The organism is Promicromonospora sp. NPDC050262 (assembly GCF_040655935.1).
Lineage (GTDB): Bacteria > Actinomycetota > Actinomycetes > Actinomycetales > Cellulomonadaceae > Promicromonospora.
Map to the genome: position 1 here is coordinate 60,910 of NZ_JBFAKX010000020.1, position 18,348 is coordinate 79,257.

Here is an 18,348-nt window from a genome sequence, read left to right on the forward strand (position 1 = left end):
CTGAGCTGCTCGGCGTGGGACGCGTCCGGCTCAGCCGAGCGAGCGCAGCGCCTCGATGACGGAGGTGATGTGCGTCCGCATCGCGGCCTCGGCCGCGGCCGGGTCGCGGGCCACGACCGCCTCGATGACGGCCTCGTGCTGGGCCAGCGAGACCGCCGACCGGCCGGGCACCCGCGAGAGCGCGAACTGGTGACGCACCATCTGGCCGTGCAGCTGCGCCACGATCCGGTTGGCGGTCTCGTGCCGCGCGATCTCGCGCAGGGTGGCGTGCAGCTCGGCGTTGAGGTCGCTGTAGACCGCCGACTCGCCGGCGTCGACGGCCTCGCGCATCCGCCGTCCGATCCCCGAGAGCCGGGTCTCGTCCGCCTCGGTGAGCCGCTCGGCGGCCCGCGCGGCCACCAGCCCCTCGACGACGCGGCGGATCTCGCTGATCTCGATGGCCTCGTCCAGGCTGATCTCGCGGATCCGCGCGCCCCGGTTCGGCTGACGCTCGACCAGCCCCTGGGCCACGAGGTCCTGGAGGGCGGCGCGCACCGCGAACCGGCGTGCGCCGAACTGCTCGCACAGGTCGGCCTCGACCAGCCGCTGACGTGGCGAGAAGTCACCCCGCAGGATCGCCGCTCGCAGCTCGTCCCGCACCTGGGCGTCGTCCACCATCACGTCCCCTTCGCCGTCGTCCCCCGCCACCCCCGGGCGCGAAGCAATTGTCAACAATACCGAGCAGCGTACCCGCCGCACGCCGTGGTCCGCGGCACCCGGAGGGTGCCGCGGACCGTCGGGACCTGCGACGTCGCCTCAGCGCGCGCCGGCGGCACCCACCTCCGCCGCGGCCTGCGCGGCCAGCCGGGCCTTGCGCGTCGCCGGCCCGAAGACCGCCAGTGCCAGCGCGCCCACCACCCACGTGCCCGCGATGAAGTAGAAGACGGTCTGGTACCCGTGCCCGCTGTAGAGGCCGGCGATGATCAGCGGCCCCACGGCGTTGGACAGACGGCCGAGCCCGTACGAGATCGACGTGCCGAGCGAGCGGCCCTTGGTGTCGTACAGCTCGGGCGAGTACGCGTAGGCCAGCGCGGTGTAGCCACGCTCGAACAGGTTGACCAGGAACCCGAACACGACGATCAGCACGGGTGTGAAGGTGAGCCCGTACAGCAGACCTGACCCGGCGATGACCAGGGCGAACACGACCAGGCACCACTTGCGCTCGAACCGGTCGGTGACCTGCGCGGCGAGGAACGAGCCCAGCGGCGCGCCCACGGTGGTCAGGGCCACGAAGAAGATGGAGTCCTCGACGCTGATCCCCTCGGCGGCCAGGAGCGTGGGCGCCCAGGACGAGAAGCCGAAGAACCCGATGGTCTGGGTGATCCACAGGACAGAGAGCAGGAGGGTCGGGTAGAGGAACTTCTTGTCCTTGAGCATCGCCAGCCCGGCCCGGGTGACGGGACCGGCCTCGACGGGCTCCGCGACGTCGGGCAGCGTGCCGTGCTGCGCCACGGCCTGCGCCTCCAGGTCCCGCAGCACCGCGTCGGCCTCGTCGTGCCGGCCGCGGGACTCCAGCCACTGCGGCGACTCGGCGAGCTTGCGCACGAAGAACAGGAAGAGGACCCCGAGCGAGCCCCACAGGTAGACGAGCCGCCAGGACCAGTCGTTGATCGGCACCACGAAGGACGCGATGAGGTTGGTGGCGGGCGTGCCGCAGATGCCGATCATGATCACGTACGCCTGGTACTTGCCCCGCTTGGCCCGGGGGAACAGCTCGTTGATGTAGACCACGGCCACGACCGTCATCGCGGACAGGCCCGCGCTGGTCATGACGCGGAACAGGCCCATCGAGAAGATGTCCCAGGCGAAGATCGTGGCGAACGACCACAGCGAGAACCACACCGTGGTCGCCACCAGGGTGCGCTTACGGCCGAGCCGGTCGGCGAGCCCGCCGGCCACGATCGACCCGATGAACATGCCGACGAACGACAGGGACGTCACGTACGCCACGTGGTTGACGCTCGCCCCCCACTGCTCACGGATGACGGGCGCGGTGATCGCGAACGTGTTGATGTCCGCGAACTCGAAGAAGTAGGTGAAGGCCAGGGCGACCATCGTGGTCTTGTGGAACTTCGAGATCGGCAGCCGGTCGATCCGGTTGGCCGCGTTGGTCCGGTTGGGCAAGGCAGAACTCCTCTGTTTCCGCGGGCGTCGTCGCCCGGGGGGTCTCAGGCCTCCGTCGGCCAGTACAGGCGGCGGGGGTTGTCCACGAGCAGGGCCTGCTGCAGCTCGTGAGTGGGTGCGATGTGCGGGATGTGGTCCACGAGCAGCCCGTCGTCGGGCATGTGGTCCTTGAGGTTGGGGTGGGGCCAGTCGGTGCCCCACAGCACGCGGTCCGGGAAGCGCTCGACGACCTTCCGGGCGAAGGGGACCACGTCGGTGTACGCGTGGCGCTCGCCGTCCAGGGCGGCCGGGCCGGTGACGGTGAGGCGCTCCGGGCAGGAGACCTTGACCCACACGTCGTTCGCCGCGACGAAGTCGAGGAACTCCGCGAACTCGGGCCCGTCGGGGTCCTTCGTGACGTCGGGGCGGCCCATGTGGTCCACGACGAGCGGCACCGGGAGCGCGGCGAAGAAGTCCTTCAGGTCCGGCAGGTCGGCGGCCTCGAAGTAGACGACGACGTGCCAGCCGAGCGGCGCGATCCGGGCCGCGATGGTCTCCAGGGCCGCGGTGGGCACGGCGTCCACCAGCCGCTTGACGAAGTTGAACCGCACCCCGCGCACCCCGGCGTCGTGCAGGCGGCGCAGCTCGGCGTCGGTGACGTCCGCGCGGACGGTGGCGACCCCGCGGGCGCGGCCCGCGGAGCGCTCCAGGGCGTCGACCAGGGCGCTGTTGTCCGCGCCGTGGCACGTGGCCTGGACGATGACGTTGCGGCTCACGCCCAGGTGGTCGCGCAGGTCGAAGAGCTGCTGCGCGGAGGCGTCGACGGGCGTGTACTTGCGCTCGGGCGCGAACGGGAACCGCTCGGCGGGGCCGAACACGTGGCAGTGCGCGTCCACGGCGCCGTCGGGCAGCGTGAAGGCGGGCTTGGTCGGCCCCTGGTACCAGTGCAGCCAGCCGGGAGTGACGTCGGTGTCAGTCATGGTGCGTCCTCAGTTGCTAGGGGTCAGTCCGTGTAGGTCAGGCCGAGCTCGACCAGCCGGGGCCGCATGTCGTACAGGTCCAGGCCGAGCTCGCCGGCGGCGAACCGCTCCCGCTTGGCGGTCTCGTTCTCCTCGCGGCGGCGGGCGGCCTCGGCCACCTCGGCGGCCCGCGCGGCGGGCACGACGACGACGCCGTCGGCGTCCGCCACGACCACGTCACCGGGGGTGACCAGCGCGTTGGCACACACGACCGGCACGTTGACCGACCCGATCGTGGCCTTGACGGTGCCCTTGGCGTTGATGGCGCGGGAGAACACCGGGAAGTCCATGGCGCGCAGCGTGTCCACGTCGCGGCAGCCGCCGTCGATCACCAGGCCGCGGGCGCCGCGCGCCTTCATCGAGGTGGCGAGCAGATCGCCGAAGAACCCGTCCTCGCTCTCGGTGGTGCAGGCGGCCACGACCACGTCGCCGGCGCGTACCTGCTCGGCGGCGACGTGCAGCATCCAGTTGTCGCCGGGCTGGAGCAGCACGGTGACGGCGGTGCCGCACATGGCGGCGCCCTCGTACACCGGACGCAGGTAGGGGCGCATGAGGCCGAGGCGGCCGAGGGCCTCGTGGACGGTGGCGACGCCGAAGCGCGACAGCGCCTCGACGGCGGCCGGGTCGGCGCGCCGGATCTTCGTGTGGACGACTCCGAGCTCAGACACGGGTCAGCCCCCTCTCGGTCAGGCGTCGGTCGAGCAACGGGTAGACGCGGCGGGCGTTGCCCTCGAACAGGGCGTGCACGGTGGCGTCGTCGAGGCCCCGGGCGGCGGCGTGGGACTCGACGTAGCGCCGGGTGTCGTCGAAGTGGTGGCCGGTACGCGGGTCGATGCCGCGCACGGCGCCGATCATCTCCGAGGCGAACAGCACGCCGGGGTGCGGAATGACGTCGAGCAGCAGGTCGGCGCCGGGCTGGTGGTAGACGCAGGTGTCGAAGAAGAGGTTGGTGCCCAGCATCTCCTCGGGCTCCGGCTTGCCCAGGGCCTGGGCGAGGCCCCGGAACCGGCCCCAGTGGTAGGGCACCGCTCCCCCGCCGTGCGGGATCACGAGCCGCAGGTCCGGGAAGTCGGCGAACAGGTCGCCCTGCAGGAGCTGCATGAACACCGTGGTGTCGGCGTTGAGGTAATGGGCGCCGGTGGTGTGGAACGCGGGGTTGCAGCTCGTGGAGACGTGCACCATGGCGGGCACGTCGAGCTCGACCAACTTCTCGTAGACCGGGTACCAGGAGCGGTCGGTCAGTGGCGGCGCGGTCCAGTGCCCGCCGGACGGGTCCGGGTTGAGGTTCACGGTGACGGCGCCCAGCTCGGTCACGGCCCGTTCGATCTCGGGGACCGACGTGGCGGGGTCGGCGCCCGGCGACTGCGGGAGCATGGCGCCCGCGGCGAACCGGTCGGGGTAGAGCCCGGCCACCCGGGCGCACAGGTCGTTGCAGATGCGCGCCCAGGCGGTGGAGGTGGCGAGGTCGCCCACGTGGTGGGCCATGAACGACGCGCGGGGCGAGAAGACTGTGACGTCGATGCCGCGCTCGTCCATCTGCCGGATCTGGTGCGCTTCCAGGGTCGCGCGGATCTGGTCGTCACTGATCCGCGGGCCGGCCGGGTCGGGGGCCAGTCCCGGGTCGGCCAGGGCGGCGACCTGCGCCTCGCGCCAGGCGGCTAGCGGCTCGGGGGCGGTCGTGTAGTGGCCGTGCACGTCGATGATCACGCGGTGGCCTCCTCGTTCTGGTGTGCGGTCGGTTCGGTGGTCGGGTCCCAGACGGCGCGCGGCACCAGCACCTCGCCGGTCATGAGCAGGCGCGCGGTGCGCAGCAGCGCGGAGCGGACGACGACGGGCGGGTCACCGTCGTCGAGCCCGAGCGCGACCGAGAACTCCCCCGACGGGTGCTCGACGGAGACGGTGACGTCGCGGCCGCCGTCGGGCACCGGAGCCGAAGGAGTGGCGCCGCCGGACGCCGCGGCGACGTCGTGCGCCACGCTCCCCGGCAGCACGCGGGCCGTGGCCACGGTGACGGCGGCGAGCACGCCGATGGACTGGTGGGCCGTGTGCGGGATGAGCGAGCGGGTGGCGAGGTCGCCGCCCGCCGACGGCGCCGACACGAGTGTCATCTTGGGGTAGTTCCGCGCGGTCACGTCGCCGAGCCCCATGGCCGCGCCGCAGACCAGCCGCAGGCGCTCGACCCGGTCCTTGAGCCCGGCGTCGCCGTCGATCTCCGCGGGAGTCTCGTCGCCGCGCGCGCCGAGCCGCTCCGCGCGGACGATCACGAGCGGCTGGCCGTTGTCGATCAGGGTCACCTCGACCTCACCGAGCCCCGGCACGACGACGGTGTCGCGCACGTTTTCGGTGGGCAGCAGGCTTCCGGCGACCGATCCCGCGGTGTCGAGGAACGCGATCTGGACGGGCGAGGCCGAGCCCGGCACGCCGTCGATCCGGGCGTCGCCCGCGTACTCGACGTACCGCCCGTCGGGCCCGGCCGGCGTGCGCACGGTGATCTCGGCGACCGCGCCGGTGTTGCGGGTCAGCACCCGGGCGGTGGTGGTGTCCCCGGCCGGCGTCAGCAGCCCCGTCTCGATGGCGAACGGCAGCACCGCGGCCAGCATGTTGCCGCAGTTCGGCGTGGTGTCCACGGTGCCCGACGCCGGCTGGAGCTGCGCGAACGTCCACTCGACGTCCACGTCGCCGGACCCGGGCGACACGATCCCTACCTTGCTGGTCAGGGGGTGCGCGCCGCCCAGGCCGTCGATCTGGCGGGCGTCCGGCGAGCCCATGGCCGCCAGCAGCACGGCGTCACGCGTGCCGGTGTCCGCGGGCAGCGCCCGGGCGTCGAAGAACAGGCCGCGCGAGGTGCCGCCCCGCATGACGAGACAGGGCACTGCGGTCTGCGATCCCGTCGTGCGGGCACGGCGGTAGGACGGGCCATCGGTGGCGGTCACTGCGCTCCTCCTCCATGAGGCGTGTCCCGGCACCGTAGCCCATCAACAATCTTGTTGACAATTTTGTCGCCGAAGAATGCCTACCCCTGGGCCCGCCACGGTCCCCACGGCGTGCCGGGCTTCTCGTTGCGCGTCCACCACTGCGCCACGTAGGTGCGGCCCTCGTGCACGGCCACGGACCCGGCCTCGAAGATGCGCGACGGCGTCCACCGCGCCGCGCCGTCCTGCTCGGCGATCTGCTCCCACGGCCCGTACGGCGCACCCGGCTCCTGGCCGCGCGTCCACCACGCCGCCCGCCAGGTGGAGCCCTCGTACGAGATCTCGTCACCCGCGGTGTAGACCGCCGACGCGTCCCAGGCGGGGACGGCCGGCGCGCAGGCGTCGTCGCACACGCTGAACGAGGCCAGCACGGCCTTGTGGTCGGACGGCCAGACGGCGTCCGGCGTGCGGATCTCGTCGGCGCTGTCGTCCTCGACCCGCTCGTTCCGCACGATCGTCGACTGCGGCCCCACCACGGCCGCGTCGTCGATCGTGACCCGCTCGTCGGGCGTGACGAACACGTAGTCGATCCGGTCGCGCTCGTCGGCCTCGGGCGCCCAGGTGAGCTCCGACGTCGGGAAGAGCGGGTTGTCGGACGGCCAGGTGACGCCGGGGTTCGCGACCGGGTCGGGGTAGACCTCGCGGAACGCGTCGACCAGCCCGCCGTCGAGCAGCGTCTTCGTGGACTGCCACGGGATCACCAGGCCGTTGTGGTCCTGCAGGTCCGCGGTCTCCTCCGTCCAGTCCTGCACCGACGGCTCGTTGAAGTCGCCGCCGACCACGGCGATGCGGCCCGCGGCACGCTCGGCCTGGACGTCGGCGACGAGTGCGGCGGCCGTGGCCGGGCGGCCGGACTGCCGGTTGGCCTCCAGGACCGCGTCCACGTCGGTGACGGGGCCGCCCGGCAGCTTGTCCCACGTGTCCCAGCCGTCGGGCCAGTCGCCCTGGACCGCGCCGCCGTAGCCGCGCGGCAGGTACGTGGCGTACCAGCGGTACTCCAGGTGGCCGCCGTAGGCCACCACCTCGGTGCCGTTCACGTCGAGCACGGCCTTGGTCCACCAGCGGTCGACCGTGCTGGTCTCCAGGATCGGGTAGCGCGACACGATGCCGGTGTCGGTCGCGGTCACGTGGTCGTAGCCGAGCAGCGCGGCCACCTGCGCGGGCGCGTCGCCCTGCTCGGGCAGGAACGTCACGTCGGCGTCGGTCCCCGTCAGGATGTCGGCGATCTCCCGCGCGGCGTCGTCGATCTGCGTGCCGCCGTGCCACACGTTGAACGCGAGCACGTTGAGCTCGCTCACGCCGTCCACCTCGGGCTTGGGCTCGGCCGCGGCGGCCACGGGTGCGGTGGCCAGCGCGGCGATCGTCGCGGCGGCCGTCGTGCCGGCGGCGACGGTCGCGAGCAGCCGTCGAAGGCGTACGGGTGCGGATGACATCAGTGTTCTCCCCGGTTCGGAAATCGGTGCGGACGCGACGCTACGAGGCACGCGTGGCCGGACCGTGGCCAGGAGGTGAACGCGCCCGGGGTTGATAGGTCGCATCATCACCTTGACCCCCGGACCGCGCACGCAAGAGATTCGACCCCGAACGGCCCGGGCGGCATCCGCGCCGCCGCGCACCGGAGCGCGGCGACCGCCGGGCCTGAGCGGAGTCACCATGGAATCGGACCGCAAGCTCCTGCTGGACCGGCGCAGCCTGATCCTGGGCTCGGCGGTGCTCGGCTCGGCCGCCGCCCTCGGCGTCGCCTCGCCACCCCGCGCGGCCGCCGCCGTGCCCGGCTTCCCCACGTTCAACCGGGTCGGCGCCGCCCTGGACAAGTCGGCCCTGGCCTACAACCCGACCAACGAGCTCATCTTCCCGTCGATCCGCAACGTCGCCGGCACGGTCCAGAACCCCCTGGGCAACTGGTACATGTACTACGCGCCGCACGACGCGCCCGGCGGGATCTGCCTGGCCTACGCCGACTCCCTGAACGGCCCGTGGCGGGAGTACCCGGGCAACCCGATCATCTCCCGCACCTGGTCGCCCCACTACTCCGTCAGCCACGTCTCCAGCCCGCACGCGGTCTGGAACGCCGCGGACGGCCGGATGTACCTGTACTTCCACGGGGAGAACACCACCACCCGGGTCGCGTCGTCGGCCGACGGGCGGAGCTTCACCTACGAGGGCACGGTCCTGACCACCGCGATGATGCCCTCGAACGTCACCGAGACGTCCTACGCGCGGGTGTTCCCGCGCCCCACGAAGTCCGACACCCAGATCATGCTGTTCATGGGCATGCAGGCCGGGACCCGCAAGATCTTCATCGGCTGGTCCAACCGGCTCACCTCGGGCTGGCAGTTCAAGCCCCAGCCGCTGATCTCGCCGGCCGCGGGCGAGGGCGGCCAGCTCTCCGGCGCCCACTACTGGTCGCGCAACGGGGGCGGTCACGTGGTCTATCACGGCGGTTCCGGCAGCATCCACGTCGCCGACGTCGGCACCAGCTTCGACCGGGAGAACCACCTGGGCGTGCTGTACACCGAGCCGGTCGCCACGCGGGCCGCCGCCCCGAGCTTCGCCGAGGAGGGCGGCCGGCTGTACATGTTCTACGAGGCCGGGCAGCGCTCGAGCACCAACATCGCGGTGGCCCGCACGAACTAGGGCACCCGGGCCGGCCGAGCCCCGGCGCTCAGCCGGTCCGGGCGGTCTCGCCGGCGACCGCCGCCCACCGTTCGGCACGCAGCAGCAGGAACATCGGCGGGAGCATGAGCAGCACCCACGCCAGCTCCATCCACCCGAAGAGCCACAGGGCGAGGTAGAAGACGATCACGCACAGGTAGGCGAACCGGGTCAGGCGGCCGCCGCACATCGCCAGCACCCCCACCACCGCCTCGAACGCCGCCAGCAGGCCGATGAACAGGACCTGGTTCGGCTCCACGACCTCGTGCCACGTGTCGGTCACCCAGCCGAAGAACGACGGGTCGGCGAAGTCGCCGTAGTCGACCCCGGTGACGAGGTTGACCAGGTGCACGACCGCGCCGCCCAGGAGGAACAGGACGCCCACGGCGCCCCGCCCCACGTACCGCGCCACCGAGCTCCGGTAGGCCAGCAGGCCCGCGACGACGGTCGCGATCCCGCAGGTCACCCACAGGATGATCACGAGCATCGCGTCCTGCACGGTCATCACCTCCGTGGGGCTCGTGCTCCGCTCCTTGCCCCAGTCTCCGCCTGCCCGGGCCGGCGGGCAGGAGCCGAAGGTCCCGCCACCCGACGGCATTGGTCCCTGGCCGGCCGGGACCCCCGGGGAGCAGGATCGGGGCAGAGGGACGGAGGCGAGCACGATGATGTACTACGGGACCTACGGGATGGGCATGTGGGGCATGCTGCTGATGCTGGTCGGCAGCGTGCTGCTCTGGGGACTGGTCGTGGGCGGTGTGGTGCTGCTGGCCCACTACCTGCGCAACCCGGGACCGCCGGTCAGGACCGCGGGCGAGGACCCGACGGCCCGGCACCTGCTGGCCCAGCGCTTCGCCCGCGGCGAGATCGACGAGAACGAGTACCACCGGCGGCTGAGCGTCCTGGACGCCACGCCACCGCGGCCGCCCGGCCGCTGAGCGAGGCAGGCGTCGCCCGGCCGCCGTCAGCCGAGCACGACGACGAGCGAGCCCGAGGCCCGGCCGGACCTGAGGTCCGCGAGCGCGGCACCGGTCTCGTCGAACGGGTACCGCGTCACCGCCGGGACGATGCCCAGCGCGTCCGCCAGCCGCAGGAGGGCCGCGCCGTCGGCCCGGGCACGGTGGTGTGCTCGGCGAATCCGCCGTGGGCGTCCCACCCGGTGTAGCGGGAGCCCGGGCAGAGGTTCTCCCGCCCCTCGCGGCACCAGGGCCCAATGTCCCGACGCGTGACCTGTGTCACGGGGTCCCGAACACGTCCTAGCATGTGGCGACCGACCGTCGTCGCCGACAAAGGAGCCCTTCGTGGACGTCCCGTTCTACTGGGTGGACGTGTTCGCGGCCACGCCGCTGACCGGCAACCCCCTCGCCCTCGTCCCCGACGCGGACGCCCTCCCGGAGCACACGATGGGCGCCGTCGCGCGGGAGCTCAACCAGTCGGAGACGACGTTCCTGGTGCGGCCCGACCGCCCCGGCGCGGACCACCGGCTGCGCTCGTTCACCCCCGGTGGCGTCGAGGTCTTCGGCGCGGGGCACAACGCGATGGGCGCCTGGATCTGGCTGGCGCTGTCCGGCCGGCTGGACCCGGACCGGGACACGTTCGTTCAGCAGATCGGCGACGACCTGCTGAACGTGCGGGTGTCCGGGCGGCCCCCGTCGGCCGTCGAGGTCTCGATGGAGCAGTCCGCCCCGCGGTTCCTGGGCAGCGTCGAGGACCGGGCCGCGCTGGCCGCCGTCCTGGGCCTGGCTGCCGAGGACCTCGACGCCGACCGGGTCGCCGAGGTGGTCTCCACCGGCGCGGAGCACCTGCTCGTGCCCCTGCGGAACGCCGCGGCGGTCGACTCCGCCCAGCCGGACACGGCCGGGCTGCGCGCGCTGCTGGCCGACGCCGGCGCCGAGGGCTGCTACCTCTACACGGTGCGTCTCGACGACCCAGCGGCCCCTGTCGCCACGGCCCCCGACGCCGCGACCGGTGTCAGCGCCTACACCCGGTTCTTCAACCCGACCGTGGGGATCGCCGAGGACCCGGCGACGGGCACCGCCGCCGGCCCCCTGGCCGCCGTCCTGGTCCGGGACGCGCTCGCGCCCGACCCTGCGCGGATCGTCGTCGAGCAGGGGCGCAAGCTCGGTCGTCCCAGCCTCATCACGCTCGGCGTCGACGGGCCGCTGGTGACGATCAGCGGCTCCGGGATCGTCGTCGCCGAGGGGACGCTGCACCTGTGAGCCGGGCGGCTGACCTGCCCGACCGGCTGGAGATCTCGGGGACGACGTTCGCGCGCGTCGAGTCGCCCGGAACGCTCGCCTGCTGGACGGCGACCGCGGGACCCGCCGACGACCTCCCGCCCGTGAGCGTCGTCATGGAGCCGGCCGCGGCGCCGGACCAGCGGGCGTCGGACCTGGCCGCGGTCGTCCTGGCCCGGTTCGGCGAGCTCGCCGACGTCGGCGCCGACTACCTGCGGCACCGGCTCCGGGAACCGGGGTTCGGTCTGAGCGGCACCGAGCTCGGGATGCTGGACGCCGCCGGGCCGCCGTTCGCCGAGCCGGCGGCCGTGGTCTGGGCGGACGGGACCTGGCTGCTGCGGTTCGCCGAGTCCGACCTCGCCATGGCTGACCCGTACGGGATCGGCGTGCTGTTCGAGGGCACGGTCCCGTCCGGAGTCGAGGACCTCTCGGAAGCCGACCTGCTGTAGGACCGACGGTCAGGGCACCTCGACCACGATCTTGCCCAGGTTGTCCCCCGCCGCCAGCCGAGCGAACGCGGCGGGCGCCTCCTCCAGCGGGCAGACCTCGTCGATCACGGGCACGACGGCGCCGTCGGTCACCAGGGCGGTGACCTCCTCCAGGTCCGCGCGCGACTGGGGCACCATCAGCACGCCCACCTGCTTGCCGGTGGATCCCTTGAGCACGGGACCGGCGGCGAACGTCGCCAGCAGCACGCGCGTGCGGCCGCCGACCATGAGGTAGGCGCCGCCGGTCCGCAGCGCACGGTGCACCCGGTACGGCGAGCGGGAGGCCACCAGGTCCACCACCCGGTCGTACCGGTCACGCTGGTCGGCCCAGTCGCAGCGCTCGAACGCGATGGTGTCGTCGGCACCGAGCCGGAGCAGGTGGCCGGCCTTGTCGCTCCGGTCCACGGCCGTGACCCGGGCACCGAGATGCTTGGCCAGGCCGATCACGAGCGCGCCGCCCGCGCCGCCCGCCCCGTTGACCAGCAGCCGGTCACCCGGGTGCAGACCCCGGGTGGCCCGCAGCGCGATGCACCCCGCCTGCGGGATCGCCGCGGCCTCGACGAACGAGAGGGCGGCCGGCTTGCGGGCGAGCAGCCGCGGCGACGTCGCGACGTACTCCGCGAGCCCGCCCCGGTAACCTGCCAGCTCACCGAACACGTCGTCCCCCGGGGCATGTCCGGTCACCGACCGTCCCACCGCGACGACGGTCCCGGCCACGTCCGACCCGGGCACCGGGTTGCGCGGCCGGCGCAGCCCGCCCACCCGGGCGTACGCCGGCCGGCCCACGAGGTTCTCGCGGTCCGACCCGTTCAGCGAGACAGCGCGGACCCGGACCAGCACCTCGTCGTCCGCCGGGACGGGGTCGGGGAGGTCACCGACCTCCACCACGTCGGCGCTGCCGTACCGGTCCTGGATGACGGCCCGCACGATGCCCTCCTGTCACGTGGTCGAGGGCCCCACCGTAGCCGCGCCGGGCGACCGGCGGGGGTGTTCGGGACGGGTTCACCCGGTGGTCAGGCTCCGGGTCGCCGCCCCACCCACGCCTTCGCCGGGTCGGGCCGGCGGTACGGACCCGCCGCGCTCGTCGTCTTGCCGAGCGCGACGAGCGACTCCGCGAGCGGCACCGCGCTGGTCACGCTGTCCAGCACGGGCACGCCGAGACGCCGTTCCAGCTCTATGTCGAGCCCTGCGAAGCCGGCGCAGCCGAGCACCAGGGCGTCGGCGCCCGCCGCGACGAGCCGGGCGCCCGCGGACTCCAGGGCCCGCGCCGTCTCGCCGACGTCGCCGATGTCGAGCACGGCGACGTCGGCCGCGGCCACGCCCGCAGGGTCATGGCCGTGCCGCGCGCCACGCGGGCGTAGCCCACCCAGTAGGTGGCCGCGAGCGTGACGACCATGAGCCACACGCTCGGGCCCACGGCCGCCGACAGCGCGATGAGCACGAGGATCACGGGCATCGCGAGCTGCACGTCGGCCCAGCCCATGAGCACGTTGTCGAGGCGGCCGCCGTGGTAGCCGGCGAGCAGGCCGACGACCATGCCGATGATCGCGTTGACGACCACCACCAGCAGCACGATGCCGAGCGAGACGAGCCCCCCGAGGGCCAGGCGGCTCGCCAGGTCGCGGCCGAGCATGTCGGTGCCGAGCGGGTGGGCGGCGTCGGTCAGCGGCGGCACGAACGCGCGCGACAGGTCCTGCGCGTACGGCGCGTAGAGCGGCAGGAACGGGGTGACCACGCAGAAGAGCACGACGGCGGTCACGAGCGCGACACCCGTCCGCTCCAGCGGGGTGAGGCCGGCGGCCGCGGCGACGACACGCGCCGCCCGCGGCTTCCTGACCAGGTCGGTGTCGGTCATCAGGCGCGCCTCACTCTCGGGTCGATGAGCGCGCTCGCGGCGTCGACCAGCAGGTTGGACAGGATGAACAGGGCGGCGACGACGATCAGCCCGGACTGCACGACCGGGAAGTCGCGCGAGTAGACGGCGCTGAGCATGAGCTGGCCCATGCCCGGCCAGGCGAACACGTTCTCGACGATCACCAGCCCGCCGAGGAACGAGCCGAGGTTGATGGCGGCGATCGTGAGCACCGGCAGGGACGCGTTGGGCAGCAGCTCGCCCACCACCACGCGGAACCGGTTCTCGCCGCGGGCCACCGCGGTCCGCGCGTAGTCGAGCCGCCCCTGCTCGGACAGCGAGTTGTCGAGCAGCCGGGTGTAGACCACGAACTGCGCGGTGGCGATGGTCAGCGCCGGCATGACGATCGCGAGCGGGTCCCGGTTGCCGAGCGAGGGCAGCCAGCCCAGCGTCACCGAGAACACGAGCACGAGCAGCAGCCCGAAGAAGAAGTCGGGGATGGCCTGCCGTGCCGAGCCGAGGCCGAGGAACGTGGTGCGCAGCGTGCGGCTGCGCGCGAGGTGCGTGGTGATGGTCGCGGCGAACGCCAGCACGAGCCCGAGCGCGAGGCCGATCGCGCCCAGGCTGAGCGACGCGGGCAGCCGCTCCAGCACGAGGTCCATCGACGAGACGCCGGCCTGCCGGTACGAGTCGCCGAAGTCGCCGCCGACGATGCCGCGCAGGTACTCGACGTACTGCACCGGCAGCGGCTGGTCGAAGCCGAGCCGCGTGTTGAGCTCGTCGATCTGCTCCCGGGTCGCGTTCTCGGTCAGCAGCAGCGCCGCGGGGCTGCCGCTCAGGCGGCCGAGCAGGAAGGCCACGGTGACGACCACGAAGACCGTCGCGAGCGCCTGCAGCGTTCGGGTGACGAGAAATCTCGCCATGGAGCACTCACCCCCTTCGAGGTTGTTCGAAATGATCTGTATACAGATTGGGCTGGATTTGTTTCATCTGCGTATCGGTCGGTTTCGGGTGAGTGAAACCTCCGAAGTGGGCCCGAGGGGCTTGTGACCTCGGAGAATCCCTGGAATTATGCGAGAGTTTCCGGCCCTCGGCGCGTGGAACGGTGACTGCGAAGGCGCGCGAAATGGGCCTGCGCAGAGCACGATCGACCGGGGGTCCGGCCATCTGGGATACAGAAACGAGTTCAGGAGGTCGCATGACCACACGCGTGCTCACGTCGGAGCAAGTGGAAGGACTGGTGGAGCCGGCAGGGCTCCTCGCCTCGCTCGACCAGGCGCACCGCTGGCTCGCGGCCGGGCTGGCGGCCCAGCCCGCCCCCCACGCCTTCCGGGCACCGGGCGACCGCACCGCGGACGGGCCGGCGGTCGTCCCCATGACCTCGTTCGCCCCGGAGCTCGGGCTGTTCGCGGTGAAGGTGCTCGCCGACCGACCCCGCGACCGGGCCGCGGGACTGCCCGCGCAGCGCTCCACCATCTCGGTCTACTCGGCCGAGACGGGCGAGTGCGTCGGCCTCCTCGACGGGCGCGCCGTCACCCGGCTGCGCACCGCCGCCGTGACCGCGCTCGCCTCCCGCGCGCTGGCCCGTCCCGGCGCGCGCACCGTCGCCCTGCTCGGGGCGGGCGCACTCGCCCGCGAGCACGCACTGGCGCTCGCCCACGTGCTCGACCTCGACGAGGTGCGCGTGTGGTCCCGCTCGGGGGTCCGGGGCGGCGAGCTCGCCGACTCCCTCAAGGCGGCAGGCCTGCCCGCGGTCCCGGCCGCCGACGCGCGCGCCGCCGTCGACGGGGCCGACGTCGTCTGCACTCTCACCCCGGCCGAGACGCCGATCCTGCGGGCGGACTGGCTCTCCCCCGGCACGCACGTCAACGCCGTCGGCTCGCCGCCCCGGCCCGAGTTCTCGGAGGTGCCGCCCGAGGTCTTCGCCCGCGCCGCCGTCACCGTCGTCGACGCGCGGGCCGTGGCGCTCGCCGACTCGGGCAACGTCCGCAACGCGATCGCGGCGGGCGCGCTGCGGGAGGCCGACCTCGTGCAGCTCGGCGAGGTGCTGGTCGGCCACGCCCCGGGACGCACGGAGGCGGCTGACCTCACGGTGTTCAACTCCGTCGGGCTCGGGCTGCAGGACCTCGCCGCCGCCGACCACGTGCTGCGTCGGGCGGCGGACGCGGAGGCTGGGACGATGGTGCGCACGCGGGCATGAGCCGGACACGCCCGGCCGGCACGGCAGCCCGTCCACCCCGCAGTCCGTACCCCGCAGTCCCTGAGGAGCCGCCCCGATGACCGAACCGCAGCCCGGACTCGGCGAGCCGCTGTCGGCGCAGATGTACCAGACCCTGCGCCGCGGCATCATCCTGGGCGACTACCCGCAGGGGTCGGCGCTCAAGGAGGCCCGCCTCGCCGACGAGCTCGACGTGTCGCGCATCCCCATCCGCGCGGCGATCCCGCACCTGGAGAACGAGGGCTTCCTGACGACGGCGCCGCGGCGCAGCGCCCGCGTCACGACCTGGACGGGGCGCGCCGTCAACGAGCTGTTCGACGTGCGCCTCTCGATCGAGTCGCTGGCCGCCCGCCAGGCGGCCACCGCGGTGCGCGAGGGCGCGAGCACGGCCTCGCTCACCGCGTCCCTCGACCTCGCGCACGCCGCCGTGGCGAGCGGCGACCGCCTGGAGATCGCCGAGGCGCACACGACCTACCACGAACGGGTCGTGGAGCTGGCCGGCAACGAGCTGCTCGCCTCGATCATGCGCGGCGTGCTGGGCCGCATGACGTGGCTGTTCTACCTCACCGCGGAGCGGGACCCCGCCGGGCAGTCGCACGAGCACGACGAGCTGCTGGAGGTCATCGCGTCCGGCAACGACCGGCTCGCCGAGTCGATCGCGTTCGCGCACATCGAGAAGGGGCGGGCGCCGTCGCTGGGCATCCTGCTGCGCGACGGGTGAGGCCCGTCCGGCCGGCGCTCGTTCGGGGACCGCCGAACCGGATTGAGAGTCGGGCCCCGCGGTGCGACAGTGGCAACGAGGAGGGGATCGTATGACCGACTCGCTCGCCGTCGAGGCACGAGGCCTCGTCAAGCACTTCACCAGCCGCAGGTCCGTCACCAAGGCCGTCGACGGGATCGACCTCTCGATCGCCGAGGGCAGCGTCTTCGGCCTGCTGGGCCCCAACGGCGCGGGCAAGACCACCGTGGTCCGGATGCTCGCCACCCTGCTGCGGCCCGACGCCGGCACCGCGACCGTGCTGGGCCACGACGTGGTGCGGGACGCCGACGCCGTGCGCTCCGCCGTCGGGCTGACCGGGCAGTACGCCTCCGTGGACGAGGACCTGACCGGCACCGAGAACCTGCTGATGCTCGCCCGGCTCTACGGCTTCGCCCCCGCCGCCGCCCGGCGGCGCGTCCAGGGCCTGCTGGAGGCGTTCGACCTGGACGACGCCGGGTCCCGGCAGGTCAAGACCTACTCCGGCGGCATGCACCGCCGCATCGACCTCGCCGCCTCGCTCGTGCTCGCCCCGCGCGTGCTGTTCCTGGACGAGCCGACCACCGGCCTGGACCCGCGCAGCCGCAACCAGGTGTGGGACATCGTGCGGGTGCTCGTGGACGACGGCGCCACCGTGCTGCTCACCACCCAGTACCTCGACGAGGCGGACCAGCTCGCGGACCGCATCGCCGTCGTCGACCACGGGCGCACCGTCGCCGAGGGCACCGCGAGCGACCTCAAGCGGTCGGTCGGCGAGGGCGCCGTGCACCTGCGGGTGGCCGAGGTGTCCGAACGTGCCCGGGCCGCCGAGATCACCGAGCGGGTCCTGCGCACCGAGGTCACCTTCGGCTCCGACCCGCACACGATCGCCGCGCGCGTGCCCGACGACGGCGCCGACGCCGTACCCCGGCTGCTGCCGGCGCTGGCCGAGGCCGGGATCAGCGTGCCCGAGTTCACGCTCGGCCAGCCGAGCCTCGACGAGGTGTTCCTCGCCCTGACCGGCCAGCCCCTGCCCGACGAGGACGCGGCCGCCGAACGGGACGCCGGCGCCCGGGAGACCACCGAGGTGCCCCGATGACCACGACGACCCTGCGCGACGCCGTCGCCCTCACCGAACGCCCCAGCCGGCCGTCCGCGCTCGGGACCACGCTGACGTTCGGCTGGCGCGCGCTGCTGAAGATCAAGCACGTGCCCGAGCAGCTCTTCGACGTGCTGGTCTCCCCCATCATCTTCACGCTGATGTTCACGTACCTGTTCGGCGGGGCACTGGCCGGCTCCACGCAGGCGTACGTCCAGTTCCTGCTGCCCGGCATCCTGGTGCAGACCATCCTGTTCGTGACGATCTACACCGGCTACACCCTCAACAACGACATCTCCAAGGGCGTGTTCGACCGGTTCCGTTCCCTGCCCATCTGGCGACCGTCGCCCGTCGTCGGCGCCCTGCTGGGCGACACGGTGCGCTACACGATCGCCTCGGTCATCACGATCGCGCTGGGCCTGGTGCTCGGCTTCCGGCCCGACGGCGGGTTCCTGGGCGTCGTGCTCGGGGTGCTGCTCCTGCTGGTGTTCGCGTTCGCGCTGAGCTGGACCTTCATCATCCTCGGGCTGCTGGTGCGCTCGCCCAACGCCGTCATGGGCATCTCGATGCTGGTGCTCATGCCGCTCACGTTCGCCTCCAACGTCTTCGTGGACCCCGCCACCATGCCGTCCGGCCTGCGCGCGTTCGTCGAGGTCAACCCCGTCAGCCACCTGGTCACCGCGGTGCGCGGCCTCATGGCGGGCAGCGCGGACACCTCCGAGATCCTCTGGGTGCTGATCGCGTCCGCCGCGCTCACGGCGGTGCTGGGCCCGATCGCGATGCACATCTACCGCACCAAGTCCTGACCGCACCGATCACGGGCTGCCTCGGCGGCGACTCGTTGACGTGCGTCGACACCGGTAACTACCCTCCGGGGTGGCCGGTGGTGTGCTCCACGGCGACTGCCGGCTCCTTGGCCCCGAACAAAGGAGT

21 protein-coding genes and 1 pseudogene are annotated in these 18,348 nt (G+C 72.9%); 8 read left to right on the forward strand and 14 right to left on the reverse strand.

Annotated features, from left to right (window positions below; all coding sequences use genetic code 11):
* Positions 1 to 30 precede the first annotated feature (30 nt).
* The 7 genes from AB0I29_RS23415 to AB0I29_RS23445 all read right to left on the reverse strand — a co-directional run bounded on the left by AB0I29_RS23415 (position 31) and on the right by AB0I29_RS23445 (position 7,566).
* Positions 31 to 657 (reverse strand): GntR family transcriptional regulator, encoded by a 627-nt coding sequence (locus tag AB0I29_RS23415; protein WP_357486255.1) that lies wholly within the window; start codon positions 655 to 657, stop codon positions 31 to 33.
* 138 nt (positions 658 to 795) lie between these two features.
* Positions 796 to 2,163: an MFS transporter gene (locus AB0I29_RS23420; RefSeq protein WP_357486257.1), complete on the reverse strand. Its 1,368-nt coding sequence runs from the start codon at positions 2,161 to 2,163 to the stop codon at positions 796 to 798.
* Positions 2,164 to 2,207: 44 nt separating this feature from the next.
* Entirely contained in the window at positions 2,208 to 3,122 is a 915-nt protein-coding gene (locus tag AB0I29_RS23425) for an amidohydrolase family protein (protein WP_357486259.1), read from the reverse strand.
* A gap of 23 nt (positions 3,123 to 3,145) precedes the next feature.
* Complete coding sequence (gene ligK / locus AB0I29_RS23430; RefSeq protein WP_357486261.1) at positions 3,146 to 3,829, reverse strand: 4-carboxy-4-hydroxy-2-oxoadipate aldolase/oxaloacetate decarboxylase; 684 nt, start codon at positions 3,827 to 3,829, stop codon at positions 3,146 to 3,148.
* Complete coding sequence (locus AB0I29_RS23435; RefSeq protein WP_357486263.1) at positions 3,822 to 4,868, reverse strand: amidohydrolase family protein; 1,047 nt, start codon at positions 4,866 to 4,868, stop codon at positions 3,822 to 3,824. Before AB0I29_RS23435 ends, ligK begins: the two co-directional genes overlap by 8 nt.
* Positions 4,865 to 6,094 carry a 4-oxalomesaconate tautomerase gene (locus tag AB0I29_RS23440; protein WP_357486265.1) on the reverse strand — a complete coding sequence of 410 codons (1,230 nt, stop codon included), beginning with the start codon at positions 6,092 to 6,094 and terminating at the stop codon, positions 4,865 to 4,867. Before AB0I29_RS23440 ends, AB0I29_RS23435 begins: the two co-directional genes overlap by 4 nt.
* An 80-nt stretch (positions 6,095 to 6,174) precedes the next feature.
* Complete coding sequence (locus AB0I29_RS23445; RefSeq protein WP_357486267.1) at positions 6,175 to 7,566, reverse strand: carbohydrate-binding protein; 1,392 nt, start codon at positions 7,564 to 7,566, stop codon at positions 6,175 to 6,177.
* A gap of 220 nt (positions 7,567 to 7,786) precedes the next feature.
* On the opposite strand from AB0I29_RS23445, the gene AB0I29_RS23450 reads away from it, so the two are divergent.
* Positions 7,787 to 8,770, forward strand: coding sequence for a hypothetical protein (locus AB0I29_RS23450; RefSeq protein WP_357486269.1), 984 nt, complete (start codon positions 7,787 to 7,789; stop codon positions 8,768 to 8,770).
* 28 nt (positions 8,771 to 8,798) lie between these two features.
* Here the strand turns inward: AB0I29_RS23450 and AB0I29_RS23455 are convergent, their stop codons facing one another.
* A complete protein-coding gene (locus AB0I29_RS23455) occupies positions 8,799 to 9,293 on the reverse strand; it encodes a hypothetical protein (protein ID WP_357486271.1) in 495 nt (164 codons plus the stop codon).
* A 157-nt stretch (positions 9,294 to 9,450) separates the two neighbouring features.
* On the opposite strand from AB0I29_RS23455, the gene AB0I29_RS23460 reads away from it, so the two are divergent.
* The gene (locus tag AB0I29_RS23460) at positions 9,451 to 9,723 is read left to right on the forward strand and encodes an SHOCT domain-containing protein (protein WP_357486273.1); all 273 of its coding nucleotides are present in this window, start codon (positions 9,451 to 9,453) and stop codon (positions 9,721 to 9,723) included.
* A gap of 26 nt (positions 9,724 to 9,749) precedes the next feature.
* Here AB0I29_RS23460 and AB0I29_RS23465 read toward each other — a convergent pair whose 3' ends face one another.
* Both AB0I29_RS23465 and AB0I29_RS23470 read right to left on the reverse strand, forming a co-directional pair.
* On the reverse strand, positions 9,750 to 9,941 hold the full coding sequence (locus tag AB0I29_RS23465; RefSeq protein WP_357486322.1) for a hypothetical protein: 192 nt from the start codon (positions 9,939 to 9,941) through the stop codon (positions 9,750 to 9,752).
* 2 nt (positions 9,942 to 9,943) lie between these two features.
* Positions 9,944 to 10,048, reverse strand: a pseudogene (locus tag AB0I29_RS23470) (hypothetical protein); the annotation flags it as partial.
* Between the two features lie 38 nt (positions 10,049 to 10,086).
* On the opposite strand from AB0I29_RS23470, the gene AB0I29_RS23475 reads away from it, so the two are divergent.
* Both AB0I29_RS23475 and AB0I29_RS23480 read left to right on the forward strand, forming a co-directional pair.
* Positions 10,087 to 11,004, forward strand: a complete 918-nt coding sequence (locus AB0I29_RS23475; RefSeq protein ID WP_357486275.1) for a PhzF family phenazine biosynthesis protein — start codon at positions 10,087 to 10,089, stop codon at positions 11,002 to 11,004.
* Positions 11,001 to 11,471, forward strand: a complete 471-nt coding sequence (locus AB0I29_RS23480; protein WP_357486277.1) for a hypothetical protein — start codon at positions 11,001 to 11,003, stop codon at positions 11,469 to 11,471. Before AB0I29_RS23475 ends, AB0I29_RS23480 begins: the two co-directional genes overlap by 4 nt.
* A gap of 9 nt (positions 11,472 to 11,480) precedes the next feature.
* On the opposite strand, the gene AB0I29_RS23485 is transcribed toward AB0I29_RS23480, so the two are convergent.
* From AB0I29_RS23485 to AB0I29_RS23500, 4 genes are all read right to left on the reverse strand, one after another.
* On the reverse strand, positions 11,481 to 12,437 hold the full coding sequence (locus AB0I29_RS23485) for an NAD(P)-dependent alcohol dehydrogenase (RefSeq protein WP_285102008.1): 957 nt from the start codon (positions 12,435 to 12,437) through the stop codon (positions 11,481 to 11,483).
* 86 nt (positions 12,438 to 12,523) lie between these two features.
* Complete coding sequence (locus AB0I29_RS23490; RefSeq protein WP_357486320.1) at positions 12,524 to 12,799, reverse strand: aspartate/glutamate racemase family protein; 276 nt, start codon at positions 12,797 to 12,799, stop codon at positions 12,524 to 12,526.
* On the reverse strand, positions 12,685 to 13,365 hold the full coding sequence (locus AB0I29_RS23495) for an ABC transporter permease (protein ID WP_357486280.1): 681 nt from the start codon (positions 13,363 to 13,365) through the stop codon (positions 12,685 to 12,687). Before AB0I29_RS23495 ends, AB0I29_RS23490 begins: the two co-directional genes overlap by 115 nt.
* The gene (locus AB0I29_RS23500; protein ID WP_357486282.1) at positions 13,365 to 14,285 is read right to left on the reverse strand and encodes an ABC transporter permease; all 921 of its coding nucleotides are present in this window, start codon (positions 14,283 to 14,285) and stop codon (positions 13,365 to 13,367) included. Before AB0I29_RS23500 ends, AB0I29_RS23495 begins: the two co-directional genes overlap by 1 nt.
* 275 nt (positions 14,286 to 14,560) lie before the next feature.
* On the opposite strand from AB0I29_RS23500, the gene AB0I29_RS23505 reads away from it, so the two are divergent.
* From AB0I29_RS23505 to AB0I29_RS23520, 4 genes are all read left to right on the forward strand, one after another.
* Positions 14,561 to 15,562 (forward strand): ornithine cyclodeaminase family protein, encoded by a 1,002-nt coding sequence (locus AB0I29_RS23505; RefSeq protein ID WP_357486284.1) that lies wholly within the window; start codon positions 14,561 to 14,563, stop codon positions 15,560 to 15,562.
* 76 nt (positions 15,563 to 15,638) lie between these two features.
* Entirely contained in the window at positions 15,639 to 16,301 is a 663-nt protein-coding gene (locus AB0I29_RS23510; protein WP_285101999.1) for a GntR family transcriptional regulator, read from the forward strand.
* 91 nt (positions 16,302 to 16,392) lie between these two features.
* Positions 16,393 to 17,415, forward strand: a complete 1,023-nt coding sequence (locus AB0I29_RS23515) for an ATP-binding cassette domain-containing protein (protein WP_285101998.1) — start codon at positions 16,393 to 16,395, stop codon at positions 17,413 to 17,415.
* A complete protein-coding gene (locus AB0I29_RS23520; protein ID WP_285101997.1) occupies positions 17,412 to 18,221 on the forward strand; it encodes an ABC transporter permease in 810 nt (269 codons plus the stop codon). The genes AB0I29_RS23515 and AB0I29_RS23520 overlap by 4 nt, the downstream gene beginning before the upstream one ends.
* Positions 18,222 to 18,348 lie beyond the last annotated feature (127 nt).